Annotated in this window: 14 protein-coding genes and 1 riboswitch; of the genes, 7 read left to right on the forward strand and 7 right to left on the reverse strand. The window is 47.2% G+C overall.

Annotation, left to right across the window (positions count from 1 at the left end):
• Positions 1 to 84: 84 nt before the first annotated feature.
• Positions 85 to 1296 carry a tetratricopeptide repeat protein gene (locus P5674_RS15805; RefSeq protein ID WP_006615976.1) on the reverse strand — a complete coding sequence of 404 codons (1212 nt, stop codon included), beginning with the start codon at positions 1294 to 1296 and terminating at the stop codon, positions 85 to 87.
• A 536-nt stretch (positions 1297 to 1832) separates the two neighbouring features.
• Here P5674_RS15805 and P5674_RS15810 point away from each other — a divergent pair.
• Positions 1833 to 2444 (forward strand): L-threonylcarbamoyladenylate synthase, encoded by a 612-nt coding sequence (locus P5674_RS15810; protein WP_006618990.1) that lies wholly within the window; start codon positions 1833 to 1835, stop codon positions 2442 to 2444.
• Between the two features lie 84 nt (positions 2445 to 2528).
• Positions 2529 to 3506, forward strand: coding sequence for a sensor histidine kinase (locus P5674_RS15815; RefSeq protein ID WP_006618991.1), 978 nt, complete (start codon positions 2529 to 2531; stop codon positions 3504 to 3506).
• A 33-nt stretch (positions 3507 to 3539) separates the two neighbouring features.
• On the opposite strand, the gene P5674_RS15820 is transcribed toward P5674_RS15815, so the two are convergent.
• Entirely contained in the window at positions 3540 to 4424 is an 885-nt protein-coding gene (locus P5674_RS15820) for a 4-hydroxybenzoate solanesyltransferase (protein ID WP_006618992.1), read from the reverse strand.
• Positions 4425 to 4832: 408 nt separating this feature from the next.
• Between P5674_RS15820 and P5674_RS15825 the strand changes: the two genes are divergently transcribed.
• Together P5674_RS15825 and P5674_RS15830 are read left to right on the forward strand one after the other, a co-directional pair.
• A complete protein-coding gene (locus tag P5674_RS15825) occupies positions 4833 to 5945 on the forward strand; it encodes a tetratricopeptide repeat protein (RefSeq protein WP_006618993.1) in 1113 nt (370 codons plus the stop codon).
• A 163-nt stretch (positions 5946 to 6108) separates the two neighbouring features.
• Positions 6109 to 6735, forward strand: coding sequence for a L,D-transpeptidase (locus P5674_RS15830; protein WP_006618994.1), 627 nt, complete (start codon positions 6109 to 6111; stop codon positions 6733 to 6735).
• Positions 6736 to 6849: 114 nt separating this feature from the next.
• Here P5674_RS15830 and P5674_RS15835 read toward each other — a convergent pair whose 3' ends face one another.
• Positions 6850 to 6969 carry a photosystem II protein Y gene (locus P5674_RS15835; protein ID WP_006618995.1) on the reverse strand — a complete coding sequence of 40 codons (120 nt, stop codon included), beginning with the start codon at positions 6967 to 6969 and terminating at the stop codon, positions 6850 to 6852.
• 484 nt (positions 6970 to 7453) lie between these two features.
• Here P5674_RS15835 and rbfA point away from each other — a divergent pair, with 484 nt between their 5' ends.
• The 3 genes from rbfA to P5674_RS15850 all read left to right on the forward strand — a co-directional run bounded on the left by rbfA (position 7454) and on the right by P5674_RS15850 (position 10106).
• Positions 7454 to 7867: a 30S ribosome-binding factor RbfA gene (gene rbfA / locus P5674_RS15840; RefSeq protein ID WP_006618996.1), complete on the forward strand. Its 414-nt coding sequence runs from the start codon at positions 7454 to 7456 to the stop codon at positions 7865 to 7867.
• Positions 7868 to 7892: 25 nt separating this feature from the next.
• Positions 7893 to 9476 (forward strand): glycoside hydrolase family 3 protein, encoded by a 1584-nt coding sequence (locus P5674_RS15845; RefSeq protein WP_014274076.1) that lies wholly within the window; start codon positions 7893 to 7895, stop codon positions 9474 to 9476.
• A gap of 405 nt (positions 9477 to 9881) precedes the next feature.
• Positions 9882 to 10106 carry a DUF4327 family protein gene (locus P5674_RS15850; RefSeq protein ID WP_006618998.1) on the forward strand — a complete coding sequence of 75 codons (225 nt, stop codon included), beginning with the start codon at positions 9882 to 9884 and terminating at the stop codon, positions 10104 to 10106.
• Between the two features lie 307 nt (positions 10107 to 10413).
• On the opposite strand, the gene thiC is transcribed toward P5674_RS15850, so the two are convergent.
• From thiC to P5674_RS15870, 4 genes are all read right to left on the reverse strand, one after another.
• A complete protein-coding gene (thiC, locus tag P5674_RS15855; RefSeq protein WP_006618999.1) occupies positions 10414 to 11802 on the reverse strand; it encodes a phosphomethylpyrimidine synthase in 1389 nt (462 codons plus the stop codon).
• A gap of 9 nt (positions 11803 to 11811) precedes the next feature.
• Positions 11812 to 11908, reverse strand: a riboswitch (TPP riboswitch).
• Positions 11909 to 12040: 132 nt separating this feature from the next.
• A complete protein-coding gene (locus tag P5674_RS15860) occupies positions 12041 to 12388 on the reverse strand; it encodes an Hsp20/alpha crystallin family protein (RefSeq protein WP_006619000.1) in 348 nt (115 codons plus the stop codon).
• A gap of 250 nt (positions 12389 to 12638) precedes the next feature.
• Positions 12639 to 14888 (reverse strand): hypothetical protein, encoded by a 2250-nt coding sequence (locus P5674_RS15865; protein WP_315670094.1) that lies wholly within the window; start codon positions 14886 to 14888, stop codon positions 12639 to 12641.
• 117 nt (positions 14889 to 15005) lie between these two features.
• A complete protein-coding gene (locus P5674_RS15870) occupies positions 15006 to 15305 on the reverse strand; it encodes a formylglycine-generating enzyme family protein (protein ID WP_006619002.1) in 300 nt (99 codons plus the stop codon).
• Between the last annotated feature and the right edge of the window lie 267 nt (positions 15306 to 15572).

Below are 15572 nucleotides of genomic sequence, written 5' to 3' on the forward strand. Positions count from 1 at the left end.
ACCAATAAACGGGGTTTCTATCACTAAGAAAAGCCGGTTTCTGCAACTCCCCGCGACACGAAATTCCACGGTTTTAAGGTGTGATTATCGGCGGCGAGAACGACTCCGGGAACTAGACCGACTCCCGGAACTAGACGGACTCCGGGTAACTCTGGAAGGGCTGATAGAGCTGGCTTTGACGCGCCTTTGGCGATAAATAATAATTGTATCGGGTTCTTCTGGCTCGATTTCTTCTGGGACCATTGAGGATGGGGTGGCTGACTGTTCAGTTTCCACGGGGTCTACTTCCAAGGTGGCGCGGATATCTCTGGCGAGATTAAAGGCTAATTGGCGGATGGCTGGTTCTTCGCTATCCTTTAACAATTCGGAGGCTTTGGTGAAGTCATCGGCTGCGTTTTTGGGGTTGCCGAGTTCATAATGAATTAACCCCCGATCTAAATAGGCATTGGCTCGATTAGGATCTAGGGCGATCGCCTTATTGTAATCGTTCAAAGCATCTTCATAGTTGCCTAAGTTTAGGTATTCTTCCCCGCGAAAATAGTAGGGTTCAGGACTTGACGAATTAACCCGAATTGCGATAGTATAATTAGAAAGGGCTGACTGGTGGCTGTCCATGGCGGCGTAAGCAAAACCTCGATTTAGGTAGGCTTCCATCAAAGCTGGATTGAGTTCGATCGCCTGACTGAGGTTGACGATCGCTTCTCTATAATCCCCTGATTGAATTAGCACCATGCCGCGATTGTTCAATTCCACAGCCTGGCGCGATCTGGTCACATATTGGCTCACCACCGCCAGATTTTGCCGATATCCTGTCAATTTCTCCTGGGCTTCCCCAAAGCTGGAGGTAGCCTGTGGGATGCTTTCCAGTTGGGCGATCGTCTGCTGCCATTTTCTTTGCGCCTCTTCCCAAACCGGAGGGGGGTGGGGAGGGTTCTGCACGAGTTGGGAGGCGGACATGGCTCGCGTGATGGCTTCCTGGTAATTTTGGCGGGCTTTTTTTTCGGGTTCTAGCTTTTGTTGGACTACCTGCAACTGGGAACGTAGAGAAGTCAGTTCTTCCAACTCGGACTGTCTGGGAAATGTGGGGGCATTTTCTAGGCGTGCGATCGCCGCTTGTAGATAGTCGTAAGCAGCAGAAAGACTATCGTAGCCGGACAGGGTTTCAACCGCCCCCGCCGAGTCTGCCAACAGTCGGGCTTCTGCGATCGCCTCCCGCTGTTGTAATTCCACCCAGACAACTGCACCCCCCAGCAGTGCAATGGCGATCGATACACCCAAAACAGTTCGGTTTGCCATGATATTGCTCCAACCTATATGTCAATCCTACCATATCGGTGGTAGGTTGTAGGGTGCGTCAGACCCCCGACATTTTGGCAAAAATCGACGATATTAAAACCTGACGCACCGCCACCATATATTCATCCGATGATATAAGTTGTAGGGTGCGTCAGACCCCCGACATTTTGGCAAAAATCGACGATATTAAAACCTGACGCACCGCCACCATATATTCATCCGATGATATAAGTTGTAGGGTGCGTCAGACCCCGACATTTTGGCAAAAATCGACGATATTAAAACCTGACGCACCGCCACCATTAATAATGAAAATATATGATTAATTATTCCCAGGATATATCATATATTTGGTGCGTCAGTTCCGGTGATTTTCGGGGAAATTCTGATGAACTGCTCTGACGCTACGAATAGATATATGGGCTGTGTTTTTGGTGCGTCAGTTTCGGTGATTTCCTGATATAATTAACTGGTATGACTAACCCTAAGAATGCGCCATTTACTGGCCGCCCGTCAACTCATTACCAGACTATGCTATGGCTAAAGTTTCCCAAGAAGAACTAATTAAAGCGGCGATCGCAGGGGTTGCCGTGATCACCTTTCCCACAGATACAGTACCCGCCTTAGCAGCCCGTCCAGACAAGGCTGAGGCAATTTTTCAGACCAAACAACGCCCCCCCGATAAACCATTAATTTTGATGGGGGCGACAGCAGAGAGTTTATGGCAGTTTGTAGATAGCCAAACCTGGGAATTAGAATGCTGGCAGCAAATCGCCCGCCAGTATTGGCCAGGAGCCTTAACCCTAGTCCTACCAGCCTCTTCAGCAGTGCCGCCAGCAGTTAATCCCACCGATCCAACCACCATTGGCTTACGGGTTCCTAAGTGTGAAATTGCCCTAGAAATCCTCAAACGTACTGGGCCACTGGCTACCACTAGCGCTAATCTTTCGGGACAACCACCCTTATTAACAGTGGCTGATATTGATAGGCAGTTTCCAGAAGTTCTCAGTTTAAAGGAAAGTCCCCCAGAGTCTGGATCTGCCATTCCCTCAACAGTGGTGCGGTGGACAAAAAATGGAGATTGGGAAATACTGAGAAGCGGTGGGGTAGAGTTAATCGGCCCCTTGCCCAAATCCACAGTTAAATAGGATATATCAACCCCAACAGAGTATGTCACAATTCAAGGGTGGAGTGCTGTTGTTAGACTGATCTCAACTAATCGTGACAAACTCATGGGCTGGAATGAATTTATCTATTTGGGTGCAGGACTGGGACTGGGTTGGTGGCTAGGCCAGCGACGACTTCCAGGGGGGGCGATGAAATTCATCACCCCAAAACTCCCTTTGGCGAAAACTTCCCGATCGCCATCACCGGAGTCGGAAACCTCAGAACTTAATGATTTTAGTGATCCGCAGGTGGCAGCTTTAGCCACCAAATTGCAGGAGGCGCGATTGGCTTATCATTTAGCGGTAGAAATCAGCCAGTTTAAGGCCGGTTTTTTAGCCCGTACTTCCCACGAGTTGCGATCGCCCCTAAATAGCATCATCGGCTTTTTACAGTTAATCCTTGCCGATCTATGTGAAAATCCAGAAGAGGAACGGGATTTTATCCAACAAGCCCATGATGCCACCCTCCGCATGGTAGGGTTAATGGACGAGGTGATTATGGTCGCTAAAACCGAACATGGTAGGGAACAGATGAACCTGCAACCGCTGAAACTGGCTGAGATTTTGGCGGAGGTGGAACAACTGACCCACTTACAAGCAGCTAACCACAACATCCGCCTGTCAATTATTCCCCCCGAGGCGCAAGTGTATGTAATTGGCGATCGCCCTCGGCTCAAGCAAGTTTTACTTAGTTTAGTCGATGGTGCGATCGCCGGGAGTGAGTCGGGGAAAGTGCAAGTTTCCACCCATATCTCCCCAGAGTCTGGCTATGTTCACATTTGGATTGATGACCAACGCCCCATCAGCGCCTGGAGTGAGTCCTGGGATTTGCTGGAGTCTACGCTAAAATCTCCCGCCAGCATCAGCACCAACATTGACCCCAATCATATAGCCTTTTCGCCGGGGATGCGTCTATTAATCAATCAGACCCTACTAGGGTTGATGAATGGGCGCTTAGAGGTGGTAGCAGTCCCCCCGAGTCCAGAAAACAGCAATTTCACCCGCACTCAATGTTCCCTTCCCCTGGGTTCTCCTGATTTTTAGCAGTTATCACCATCTGCGATCGCCGGCCGAGACTCAACCCATAAGGGTTCCCCCCACCATACCAGCCAGCAAAATCCAACCGATGATCACATTATCACGGAACATTTGGCCGTAAGTCTCCCGAGAAATCTCTGGTTTTCGCAGTTCCCAATACTGACGCGCCCATAGAATCACCACTATAGCTAAAGCCAGCCAAGAAACCGGATGAAGGTGCATTTGTAAATCTACACCCAACATCAAAGCCGCTGTCCCCAGGAAAAATAAACCCACCGCATTTGGTGCAAAGTCCCCAAAAAATAGGGCGCTGGAGTTGATACCCAAGCGGCGATCGTCTTCGCGATCGCTCATAGCATAAACCGTATCAAAACCCAAAGTCCATAATACTGTCGCCCCCCATAGTAAACCCGTCGTGGCTTCTAGGCTGCCATTAGCAGCACTCCAGCTAATTAAAACCGCAAATCCCCAGGCGATCGACAAAACCAATTGAGGGACTGGAAACACCCGTTTAGCTAAGGGATAGCAGATAATCACCGGAACCGCCGCCACAGACAACCAGAAACTGAGGGGATTAAGATATAGCGCCAACCCGAAAGCACAAGCAAACGCCACCAACGCCACCACAACACCAGTTTTAATGGTGAGGGCGCGACTCGCCAAGGGACGGTTACGGGTTCTTTCCACTTCCGGGTCAATGTTTCTATCCCATAAATCATTGACCACACAGCCAGCCGCACTGGTGGCTAGGCTACCAAAGACAATCACCAAAATCAGAGTTAAAGGCGGGGTTCCCCCTGTCGCCAAAACGATCGCCCATAGGGCTGGAATCATTAAGATTAACCGTCCGGCTGGCTTATCCCACCGCAGCAGACGGACAACACTGATCCAGGTAGGTTGTGGTTGATTCGCTTCTGTCACCATTATTATTTAAACCGCTCCAAAGCCAATTTTAATTAACATCGGGTAAATATTCCCTATCAAATATAATTGAAGCCTTGAAGGTTGTCTCCGCGTTGCTACAGTTGGGAGTATTGACCCGGAACTTGATGCGATCGCCTTTTGAGGTATGTTGAGTATTTGTTCCGGATTTCTCCATGTTCCAGTGCTTTATTTGTTCAGGCGGCTTGCTCAGTGACTTTCGTTGTTTTCCGCCCTTTAGCTGACTTCATTCTGGCGGGGTGCGCGGATCTTCAAAGTCAATTCACAATTATTCTTGCATATTGGGCTACTGATGCTATAAAAAAAAAGACTCGCTCTCGTTTTTTCCCTAACTGGGGGTAAAGTGGGGTCGGTCTAATCGCTTATTCATACTCACACTGATAATAAACCGTGTTCAAGACAACTAAACTACTGGTTAGCAATGTTTTACTGGCGATCGCTGCCACTGTGTTTGTAGTTCCTGCCGTGGCACAACCTCCCCAGATTTTAGCTCAAGCCACCTCCCAGGCGAACATCAATGAACTTAATGACCTGCTCCAAAAGGGGCGAGATCTCGTTAATAGTGGCAATATGGATGAAGCCCTCAATGTTTACCTTCAAGCCGTCCAGCTAGAGAGCAGTGATGCTAAAATCTATTCGGCTCTCGCCTATGTACAGGCCTTACGGGGAGACTTTGAGGCGGCCGCTAAATTTTATCGGGATGCTATTACCCTAGATCCTCAAAATGCCGATTTTTACTACGGTTTGGGTTATACCCTAGCCCGGTTGCAAGACTACCCAGCAGCAGCACAAGCCTATCGGCGCGCTACCCAATTACAGAGAGATAACATTAATGCTCACCTGGGGTTAGCAGCCAGTTTATTTAGACAGCAAGACTATAGGGGAGCCATTGAAGCCTATCAAACCGCCCTGGCTTTGGAACCTAATAACTGGGAAGCTAACGCATCTCTGGGAATGGCTTGGTTAAGACAAGGAAATGCTTCCCAATCTCTACAATTTCTACAACAGGCGATGGAGTTGGCTCCTAATCAGCCTAATATTTATCTGAAACTGGGTATAGCTTATTTGGAACAAGGCGATCGCACCGCCGCCCTCGATGCTTTTCAAGAGGCGGCGCGACTGTCTCCTTTTAATGGTGAAATTCAGTTCCAAATTGGGGAAATATTCCGCCTTCAAGAGAATTTTGAGGGTGCGATGCAAGCCTATCAACAAGCCTTAGCTATGGAACCGGATCTAGTGGCAGCTAATATGGCGATCGGTGAAATTCAGCTAAGATTAAGAGACTATATTGGTGCGATCGTCAGTTTCCGACGCGCCGCCGATCGCTTTGCTGACCAACCATCAGTTCACTATTATTTAGGTCTAGCCCTGAAAGAACGCGGAGGTCGAGAACCCCAGGCGATCGCCTCCTTTAGAAAAGCCCGCGAACTCTATGAGAAACAAGGCGATCATGAAGGTGTCAGACAAGCCGAAGCCGCCTTGAGAGAACTGGAAGCTAATTAACTGGAATTCCCAACCCAGGTAGGAGCCTAAGCGTCCCTACCTGTTGTATATGGTTGACTAATTCTGAGCTAATTAGTTATGATCATCCCATGGGATCGGAACCGAACAATGATTGCCACGGTCAAATGTAATAATTAGTTTGAGTTTTTGGTGAGGAAGCATCATGGGTAAACTGAATAATCTTCAACAGCTATCCGAAAAAGTAGCACTAGCCAGCCTAGGAATTGGGATGTTGCTAGTGGGAGGACAACAGCCTTTAATGGCATCAAGTCCAACTGCTGAACAAACCCTTTCTGCTAGTGCTTCAGCACCGCGTATTTATCCTTACCAAAGTATTTTGAATCCTGATGTACCTCCCCTCGATGACCCTTCCCAATTTTTACCCATCGGAGAACAACAAGCACCAGTCAAAGTAGTTCTCCGTTTGGGAGAACGTCGGGTTTATGTATATCGAGGTGAGAGTCAAATAGCAAGCTATCCCGTAGCCGTAGGAAAACCCGGTTGGGAGACTCCCACCGGAACTTTCCAAGTTACTGAAAAAGTCGAAAATCCTCAGTGGGAAAATCCCTGGACTGGAGAAGTGCGCCCCGCCGGACCCAATAGCGCCCTAGGTTTGCGCTGGATTGGATTTTGGCATGATGGCAAGGATGCGATAGGATTTCATGGAACCCCGACAGTCAACTCCATTGGACAGGCGGCTTCTCATGGTTGCGTTCGTATGCGGAATGAGGATATAGTGGCGCTATTTGAAAAGGTGGAAATGGGGACTGTGGTTATGGTGCTTCCCTAGGCTAGTTTCGGGATCTTCCCTAGTTCCGGCGGCGGGTTGCTACTCCAAACTCTTACCGACCGCCCCCCAGGGGGAAGTCGGTAAGAGTTAGGATCAACAATGGAACTGTGGGATTTATTTTTTCATAAAGGCTTGGGCTTGACTGATCGCCGCACTACCGATTTTAAACAAAGCCCAGCCTCCAGCAACGATCAACGGTAACAAAACCACAACAATGCGAAGATCCAAATCCATTTGCTCTCCTCCTGAATTTTTAAAGAAATCTTTATATTCCTATTTGTACCGCATTTTTGCCAATGCCTCAAGGGGTTAGCCAGTAATTATCATTTTAGTCAAAACCTGTTCCAGTCCACAAAGCCCTGTTTGACATCCTCAGATCTCTGTTGGCACACTGGCACTGTGAAGGCCACCTGACTCTCTCATTCCTCAGAACTTGAGCATACTTTGAACAAAAATAGCGACTCACTCGGTCCACCTCGCTCGCAGGTTGGAAGGTTTAGAGTTAGACGTTCCACCCGATCGCAGTTGAATTTCGATAATCAGAATGGCTCAAACGATCGCCTTCTCCGTCGCAATTGATAGAACTGATGTAGACTTAATATTAGGCATAATTTCAGAATCAGACCACCAAGAGTTGATCCTAGAGGAAACTAATGGATCGAAAATTGCCTGATTTTGTGGATGTCCATAATTGATCTATGCTTGGGGGGTAATCGTCATGGCTACAGATCGTCGCGTTTCCCGCGTGGCTTCACTGATTAAACGGGAGGTTAGCCAAGTATTGCTCTACGACATCAAAGACGATCGCGTGGGAACTGGAATGGTCAGTATTACGGAAGTTGAAGTCTCCGGGGATTTGCAACACGCTAAAATTTTTGTGAGTATCTATGGGACAGAAGAAGCGCGCCGGTCCACTATGGAAGGGTTGCGATCGGCAACTGGCTATATTCGTTCCCATTTAGGAAAGCATATCCGTTTACGACGCACTCCAGAAGTGGTGTTTCTCGAAGATCGTTCCCTTGAACGTGGGGATAAAATTATTGACCTGTTAAATCAGATTTCTCACGAACACCAAAACTCGGATACAGCCGAGGATAATGCTCAGGGGGATTACCCGGAAGCACAACAGTAACTCACGCAAAGGTAATTCATAATCAATGAGTGTACTCTCGTCACAGGTGGCTCAAATGGTGGTGGTGCGTGCTAGTGGTCATCTGTTTGACCACCAAATTCGCTATCCGGCTTGGGAACCGGGGCGCGATCGCCTCCAATACTGGTTACAGGAATTAGGGGTCGGTGGAGTGATTTTTGTTGATGGTAGCGCGGCGGAAATGGCTGCTAGAACTAAATTGCTTCAGTCCTGGGCGAAAGTTCCCCTATTTTTGGCTGCGGATATTGAGGAGGGAGTAGGACAGCGTTTTGCTGGGGCGACTTGGTTTCCACCACCAATGGCTTTGGGGTCTATAGCTAATCATAACCTCAGTCTGGCTGAAGATTATGCGGAAAAAATGGGCGCTATTACAGCCTCGGAAGCTCTGGCTATAGGCTTAAATTGGGTTCTGGGTCCGGTGGTGGATGTTAATAATAATCCTGATAATCCGGTGATTAATGTACGCTCTTTTGGGGATAATCCAGAAACGGTTAGTAATTTGGCTACGGCTTTTATCCGGGGCTGTCAAAAATACCCCGTGCTGACTACGGCGAAGCATTTTCCGGGTCATGGAGATACGGCGCTAGATTCCCATATTGAGTTACCAATGTTACCTCATTCGGCCGCTCGGTTGGCGAAGGTCGAGTTACCGCCTTTTCAAAGGGCGATCGCTGCTGGGGTTGATAGTGTGATGAGCGCTCACTTATTGATTCCGGCTTGGGATCAGCAACTACCAGCTACCTTATCCCCGAAAATTTTGACCGAAAAATTGCGACAAGAATTGTGTTTTGAGGGGTTGATTGTTACTGATGCTTTGGTCATGGGGGCGATCGCCCGTGGTTACAGTTTGGCGAGTAGCTCCGTATTGGCAGTAAAGGCGGGGGCTGATATTCTATTAATGCCTGAAGATCCCGAAATCACTATTAAGGCCGTATGTCAGGCGGTCGAAAATGGTGAGATTTCCCCCGAAAGGATTGCTGCTTCTTGCGATCGCATCAATAAGGCTAAGGAGAAAATTGCTACCTGTCAGGTTTCTGGTCTGAATTTGGATTCTTTATCGACTCCTGAAGCTAAGAAAACTGTCAGTTTGATTTTGCAACAGTCCCAGGTTAGGGGTGGGTTAGATCTTCAGCCCCATAAGCTGCCATCAAACAATCTACAACTCCAAGAGTGGCGGAATTTGGTGATTGTCGATGATTTGCTTTGGTGTCGGTTTCTGGGACATCATACTCCGGCGATCGCTTATCCCGCTAAATTGGGCTGTAAATTACAACTTATCGATCGCAATAGTGGGACCTTGGCGACAGCGGAAACCGGATTTTCTCCCACTTTGCTACAGTTATTTATTCGTGGTAATCCTTTTGGCTGGAGTGCTGGATTAACTGAAATAGCCAGGGTTTGGTTTAAAAAATTGTTAAAAACTGGGGAACTCAAGGCACTGGCGATTTATGGTAGTCCCTATACACTTGAAGAGTTTTTGCCGGAAATTCCCCATGATTTGCCTTATGTCTTTTCATACGGCCAGATTCCCACCGCACAGGCGATCGCCTTAGAAAGTCTACTGGGAACTATAGATATAGATAAGGCTTAGATTGGTCCTGCGTCAACTACAGCACATTATCAAAAATCTGTGCCATACTGGAACCGGACAAACTCAATCAATGGTTTTCCCTAATTCCATAGACAATTATTTATGAGATGTGGAATTTTAGACCAATCAGCGCACTGGTTGTCCTGTGGGTTATGGTCTCCGTAACCCACTAACCAGTATCATCTCCTAGGTCAGACAAGTTGCTGATTTAATCAACTTAATAGCCAATACCCCCCTGAGTGCCCCAAATCCGGGAGATTAGTGGTTTTGATTATATTTATCAAAATTTCAAGGTAAATTGTATTCACTTATACTGAAAAAAAACCCTTCCCTAAATCGAGATTTTAGATTATATTGATACCAATGCCAAAAATAATCAGGCAAGCAACCCCATGAGGGCGAAATATGACTTACACCACCGTTCAATACTCACTTGACGTCATTAAAGACGAAGTACGCAATCTCCTGCATAAAGGTATGATCAGCCGCCAGCAGCCGATCTATACATTGTGCCAGTACATTCCTGCTAGGGAGTGGGCTTGCATAGAATACGAACTTGAGGCGTTTAACTTCCTCCTGCGTGACCGCATAGGCGATCTGGTTGGTTGTGAAAAGTGGGACAACGACTAAGGTTTAACCTAGCCGTAGGGTATAATTTGAGAAATTTCCATAGCAGTCTGACTTTTGACTGAGAGTTTTGGCTTCGAGCCTGGCCCTATTAGGGCGACTTTAAAGAAACCAGTTTTTATAACCATTGGGTGGTTTGACCGCAATCCCAAACCACCTATTTGGCAACCAATTTAATATAAAATCCGGTTGATCAGCATAAATCAACCCGGACCGCCAATATAATCCCAAGGCGGAACAGGCTGATTTACCCTAACCTTTACCTAATCTTTAGTAGAGACAATTCAAGGCTTGTCTCTACTATCAGTGACTAGCGGGCTACAGCAGCAATTTTCTTAGCATCTTCTAAGGCCAGGAATTTCTCCAACTCTGTTAATGCTTCCGCGTCTACTTTGGTTTGCATGGGGCAGAACTTCGGACCGCACATAGAGCAAAACTCAGCAGTTTTGTAGATATCCGCCGGGAGAGTTTCGTCGTGATACTCGCGGGCGCGTTCAGGGTCTAGGGATAATTCAAACTGCTTGTTCCAGTCGAAATTATAACGGGCTGCGGACAATTCATCATCGCGATCGCGTGCCCCTGGGCGATGGCGGGCGATATCTGCTGCATGGGCAGCAATTTTATAGGCAATCAACCCATTACGGACATCCTCAGCATCAGGGAGTCCTAAATGTTCTTTAGGTGTCACATAACAGAGCATAGCAGTTCCATACCATCCCGCCATAGCCGCACCAATAGCAGAAGTAATATGGTCGTAACCGGGTGCAATATCTGTCACCAAAGGACCCAACACATAGAAAGGTGCTTCGGAACACTCTTCCATTTGTTTTTTAACGTTAAACTCAATTTGATCCATCGGCACATGACCAGGACCTTCTACCATCACCTGCACATCATGTTCCCAGGCGCGGCGAGTCAACTGTCCCAAGGTTTTCAATTCCGCCAGTTGTGCTTCGTCGGATGCGTCATGGGTACAACCGGGGCGGAGGGAGTCCCCTAAACTGAAGGAGACATCATATTTTTTGAAGATTTCGATAATGTCATCAAAATGAGTATAGAGGGGATTTTGCTTATGGTGATGCAGCATCCACCGGGCAATAATACCACCCCCACGAGAGACAATTCCGGTAATCCGGTTACGGACTAAGGGCAGGTATTCAATCAGAATGCCAGCATGGATAGTCATATAATCGACTCCCTGCTGGGCGTGTTTCTCAATGATATGCAGAAAGTCGTCTGCGGTGAGTTTCTCAATGCTACCGTGAACGCTTTCTAAGGCTTGATAAATGGGTACTGTACCAATAGGAACCGGGGAAGCGTTAATAACAGCGGTGCGAATAGCATCGAGGTTTCCTCCACCTGTAGACAAGTCCATAACCGTGTCTGCGCCATATTTAACGGCTAATTTCAGCTTGTCTACTTCTTCAGTGAGGCTGGAAGAGTTGGGGGATGCGCCGATATTGGCGTTGACTTTACATTTAGAGGCAATGCCAATACACATTGGCTCTAGGTTGGTATGATTGATATTAGCGGGAATAATCATCCGACCCCGTGCAACTTCGTCGCGAATTAAATCAGGGCTTAGGTTTTCACGGGTGGCGACGTAGTGCATTTCCTCGGTGATGATTCCCTGGCGGGCATAGTGCATTTGAGATACATTAGCCTGTCCACGTCGGTTGGCAACCCATTGAGATCGCATAAGTATTTCCTCTGTTAGTTACAGCTTCCCTACGCCGGTACTAGCCGGACTCAGGTTCCAAGGGTGTCTCTCAGCCTGGACTTCGCAGGCACCCCTAGCTTGATCAATCTTTAGTTGATGATGGTAGCACTTATGTTGAAATTTTATCTAGGGTCTGTTAACAATTGTTTATGTATTTTTGTGTAGAGTGCGTCAGATGTGGCTATGGTCTGAGGCACTCTAGGGGACTTGTAACGGACTAGAGGATTTTGGTTAGGGTGAGGTTGAGAATGCCATTGGTGTAGTCTACTTGAACTGGCTCGCGGGAGACGGCTTGAGGAAGGGCGATGAGTTGACGAAAGGGAACTTGGGAATTATGAAGGGTTCCCGAAATGATGGCAGCTTCTCCGGTGATTAAAATGTCTAAATCATCTTGACATATATCGGGAATCGTCATGTTGATAATCAGGTGGTTGGGGCTGTCTTTGATGGCTATAATGGGTTGGAAATTACTGCCCCCATTGATGAGTTCATCGCCATAAACTTGTTCTATATTACGGCTAATTTCGGCAGATTTTTTAAATGTGTGTGAGAAGTCGATGACCATGGTTAAAACTCCTAAAACGCGGTTTTATATCTTAAAAAAAACGGATTTTTTGAGGTTGACAATGATTGTTAAAAACGAGGATTTGAGATAAATCTGGGGTTTTCAAGGGTTTTTATCAACCGGATTGAACGGCTGGCTGTTAAACACAAAGCAAATCGGCCTCTGGAGACAGTCACCAGTTGCTATAAGAATCAAAATTGATTCTGCTAACAATTCCTAAGCCGATAATGGGTGTTCAGATTAACTGAATTTATGATGACGATTCATCCATGGGAAGAGTTGGTGCTGATGTGGGACTCACGGTGCGCCCAACGATCGCTTTATGACTTTCCCGTGAAGAAAGCATTTCAACGGCGATCGCTTCTACCTGTATCTCTAAGCTGCCATAGATGATGTCGAGGTCAACCGTTGCTTCAATTTTATCGAAGCCGTTGGGTGAGAACTCGGTGATCCAGCGCGGTCCATCTACAATATTGCGGGACTGCCGATCATATATCCATATTTTGACATATATGCGGGGTAAGTTGTCGGGGATTTGTACCCGAACTTTCAAAGACTTTCCAACGGTAGGATTAGCAGTCAGGATATCTAAAATGGGGACGGGAATTTCTTGGTCTGAGGGTATCACAGATGGCGTTTCGGTAATACTCCCTCCTCTACCAGTAGCAGAAGCCCTCCCCATACCTGCAAATGACCTATTAGAGGCGGATTCAGTGGTCAAGTCCTTGCCTTGTACCCCAGAACCAGACCGGGATTGAGGGAAGACAGTGGGAGGTTCGAGGGATTCATAATCTACCACAATTTCCTCGGCTTCCAATTCTGTTACCAAGGGGCTCAATTCATAATTAGGATTAGGTGATGGGGTCTGAGCCTCCCCTAAAACTAATGGTTCTTTTGGTGGGGAAACGGCTGTGTCATTAGAAGCTGAGGAAGATGCTTGTTTCATCCAGTGTGACAGATCTCGATCTTTGGCTAGGGAACTTAATCTACTCAAAAATCGCTCTTCCAAATTGAGATGAGGTAAAGCCTTTTTCGCCCCGGAAGTGGCTAGGGAAGTATTGGTAATGGTCGCATCTGAGGACTCGGCTGATGAGTCGATGGGGGTTTCGGGTTGGTCTGTATTGGGCAGGTCAGTGGGGGCGGGTTCGTCGGGGCGGGTTCTGCCAATATCCTCTATCTCAACCAGATTATTTGATAACCCGCTGCTACCCTCGTCCTGTGAACCTTCCGATGCAGAGGTGGTTAATGGTAGGCTAGGGGATGCTGGGGGCTCTTGATTGACTTCTGGGAGTGCGATCGCCTCTGAATTTGAACCAGAAGAGATGTTAAGGATATTAGACCAGGGATGTGGTTCTGTCTGTGGTGTGGTATCAGAGATAAAGTTACCAAAGCTGGGCAATTCCAGGGCTATCTGAGGCTCGCCTTGGGGATTTACCGGCTGGGCTTGTGTTTCTTTATTTACTATGGCTAGGGGGGTTTGATGAGCCGCTGGGAGTGCTAAGGATGAATTTTCGACTAGGGGTTGGTCTGGGTCATAGTCAATTTCTAGCTCCTCTGGTAATGGGTCTAAAAACTGTTCCACCAACATGGTGATGTTGAAAGAATTGCGGACTGGGGGATGCTGATCACTGTAAAAAACGACTTCTCCCAAAACTAATCGGGTTTTGCATTCAAAGGGGACATAAATAGCTGCGGAAAATGGCACAGGTAAAACTGACTGTGGTATGGGTTGGCGAACATCATAGAGAATTTCGGAGGCTTGAGGCGATCGCAAACATATCTGTAATTGAGGATTAGAAACTACCATAGACGTGATAGCTTCTATGTCGGGGTCAGAGTCCGGGTCTGATTTAATTCTAATCTGTCCAGATAGTAAAACGGCGCTACCAAACTCGACTACATAGCTATCGCGTTCTAGGATAAGTTCTATAGAAATATCCTCTGTGGTCAAATCTGCGGTTTCGTTTATGGCGATCGCCGTTTCTTGGTTCGTTTCTGGCTGAATTTCGCAAGGGTAGAGGTCTGTCAGATTTGAATCACTGGTTTTTTCTGATGGTGTCGTGGATGTCACCGACTCCACATCTGTCTGTTGTTGTAGACTATTTTCAATGGCTGGGGAATCGTCCAATATTTCCTCAGAGTCAATATCAGTGTTGGCTAGTACCTGTAGTTTCATTGTGGCACGCCAAGTATTTCCTAACAGTCCCTGCTGCAAATCTGGCGAACAGGAAAACTCCCAAATTCCGGGCTTGAGGCGAGTATAGGGGATTACCACCATTAAACCCTCTGAGTTAATATAACTTTTCAGCGTCTTAATGCGGCGCACTGGGGGGGTTTCGTCTATAGCATCATAGACAATCCTAATTTCAATTTCCTGATCTTGATGGGACCCACGACTAACAATGCGATACCGACCTTCTAACACCTGAACATCAGGAGACTCCAGGGGTAGCCAAGTGTTATCCCCTTCCCGTTGTAGTAGGAATTCTAGGTTATCCATCATTAGCACCTCTCTCTGCCAACATCCTGGGTATCATTTGCTGTTGAGACTAGCACTATGGGTGCTGTTGGTGATTATAGGTGCTTTTGGTGATTATAGGCGATCGCTTCAACCTAATCATACCAGGACACTTTTTCCACGGGCAGTTTTTCCGCTTCCAAATCCGAATGATACCATTTTAGATCTCGTTAGTTCGTAAGAGCTGGCTACTTGTTGCCATTGTTTCTGCGCGATCGCATATTTCGCTATCCAGAATGGTTCAATCGTCACTCGGTGCTGTGGTTTTTCTGTATGATTACCCTCATTCCCAGGTGAACCCATCAGAAATGTTCCCCCAGGGATAAACACCATTTCTAGGGTGACTTCATCTCTCAGATTTTCTATGAAATTTTGGGCTTGACTTGGGCGACGACTCATTCTTAGTTGAATAAAAAATCAAGCGTATAGCCATGTTGCCCCCACGGTTACAATTATAGCGATCGCCATCCCGGCTGTCAACCCCCCACCTCTCTCGACGCGCCGATTTTTTGTTAAGTTTTGTTAAGTTCGGGGGCGATGAATCATAATAGCTTTACCTGAAGGTTGGTTGAATAAAAAATCAAGCGTATAGCCATGTTACCCCCACGCTCACAATTATAGCGATCGCCATCCCGGCTGTCAACCCCCCACCTCTCTCGACGCGCC

Origin of the sequence: Limnospira sp. PMC 289.06, assembly GCF_032350395.1 — a bacterium.
In the GTDB taxonomy this organism is placed as follows: Bacteria; Cyanobacteriota; Cyanobacteriia; order Cyanobacteriales; family Microcoleaceae; genus Limnospira; species Limnospira platensis.

Bases quoted from the DNA above. Each gene is read 5' to 3' on its own strand.
- P5674_RS15805 (WP_006615976.1), bottom strand. From the start codon at position 1,296: ATGGCAAACCGAACTGTTTTGGGTGTATCGATCGCCATTGCACTGCTG.
- P5674_RS15810 (WP_006618990.1), top strand. From the start codon at position 1,833: ATGGCTAAAGTTTCCCAAGAAGAACTAATTAAAGCGGCGATCGCAGGG.
- P5674_RS15815 (WP_006618991.1), top strand. From the start codon at position 2,529: ATGGGCTGGAATGAATTTATCTATTTGGGTGCAGGACTGGGACTGGGT.
- P5674_RS15820 (WP_006618992.1), bottom strand. From the start codon at position 4,424: ATGGTGACAGAAGCGAATCAACCACAACCTACCTGGATCAGTGTTGTC.
- P5674_RS15830 (WP_006618994.1), top strand. From the start codon at position 6,109: ATGGGTAAACTGAATAATCTTCAACAGCTATCCGAAAAAGTAGCACTA.
- P5674_RS15835 (WP_006618995.1), bottom strand. From the start codon at position 6,969: ATGGATTTGGATCTTCGCATTGTTGTGGTTTTGTTACCGTTGATCGTT.
- rbfA (WP_006618996.1), top strand. From the start codon at position 7,454: ATGGCTACAGATCGTCGCGTTTCCCGCGTGGCTTCACTGATTAAACGG.
- P5674_RS15845 (WP_014274076.1), top strand. From the start codon at position 7,893: ATGAGTGTACTCTCGTCACAGGTGGCTCAAATGGTGGTGGTGCGTGCT.
- P5674_RS15850 (WP_006618998.1), top strand. From the start codon at position 9,882: ATGACTTACACCACCGTTCAATACTCACTTGACGTCATTAAAGACGAA.
- thiC (WP_006618999.1), bottom strand. From the start codon at position 11,802: ATGCGATCTCAATGGGTTGCCAACCGACGTGGACAGGCTAATGTATCT.
- P5674_RS15860 (WP_006619000.1), bottom strand. From the start codon at position 12,388: ATGGTCATCGACTTCTCACACACATTTAAAAAATCTGCCGAAATTAGC.
- P5674_RS15865 (WP_315670094.1), bottom strand. From the start codon at position 14,888: ATGGATAACCTAGAATTCCTACTACAACGGGAAGGGGATAACACTTGG.
- P5674_RS15870 (WP_006619002.1), bottom strand. From the start codon at position 15,305: ATGAGTCGTCGCCCAAGTCAAGCCCAAAATTTCATAGAAAATCTGAGA.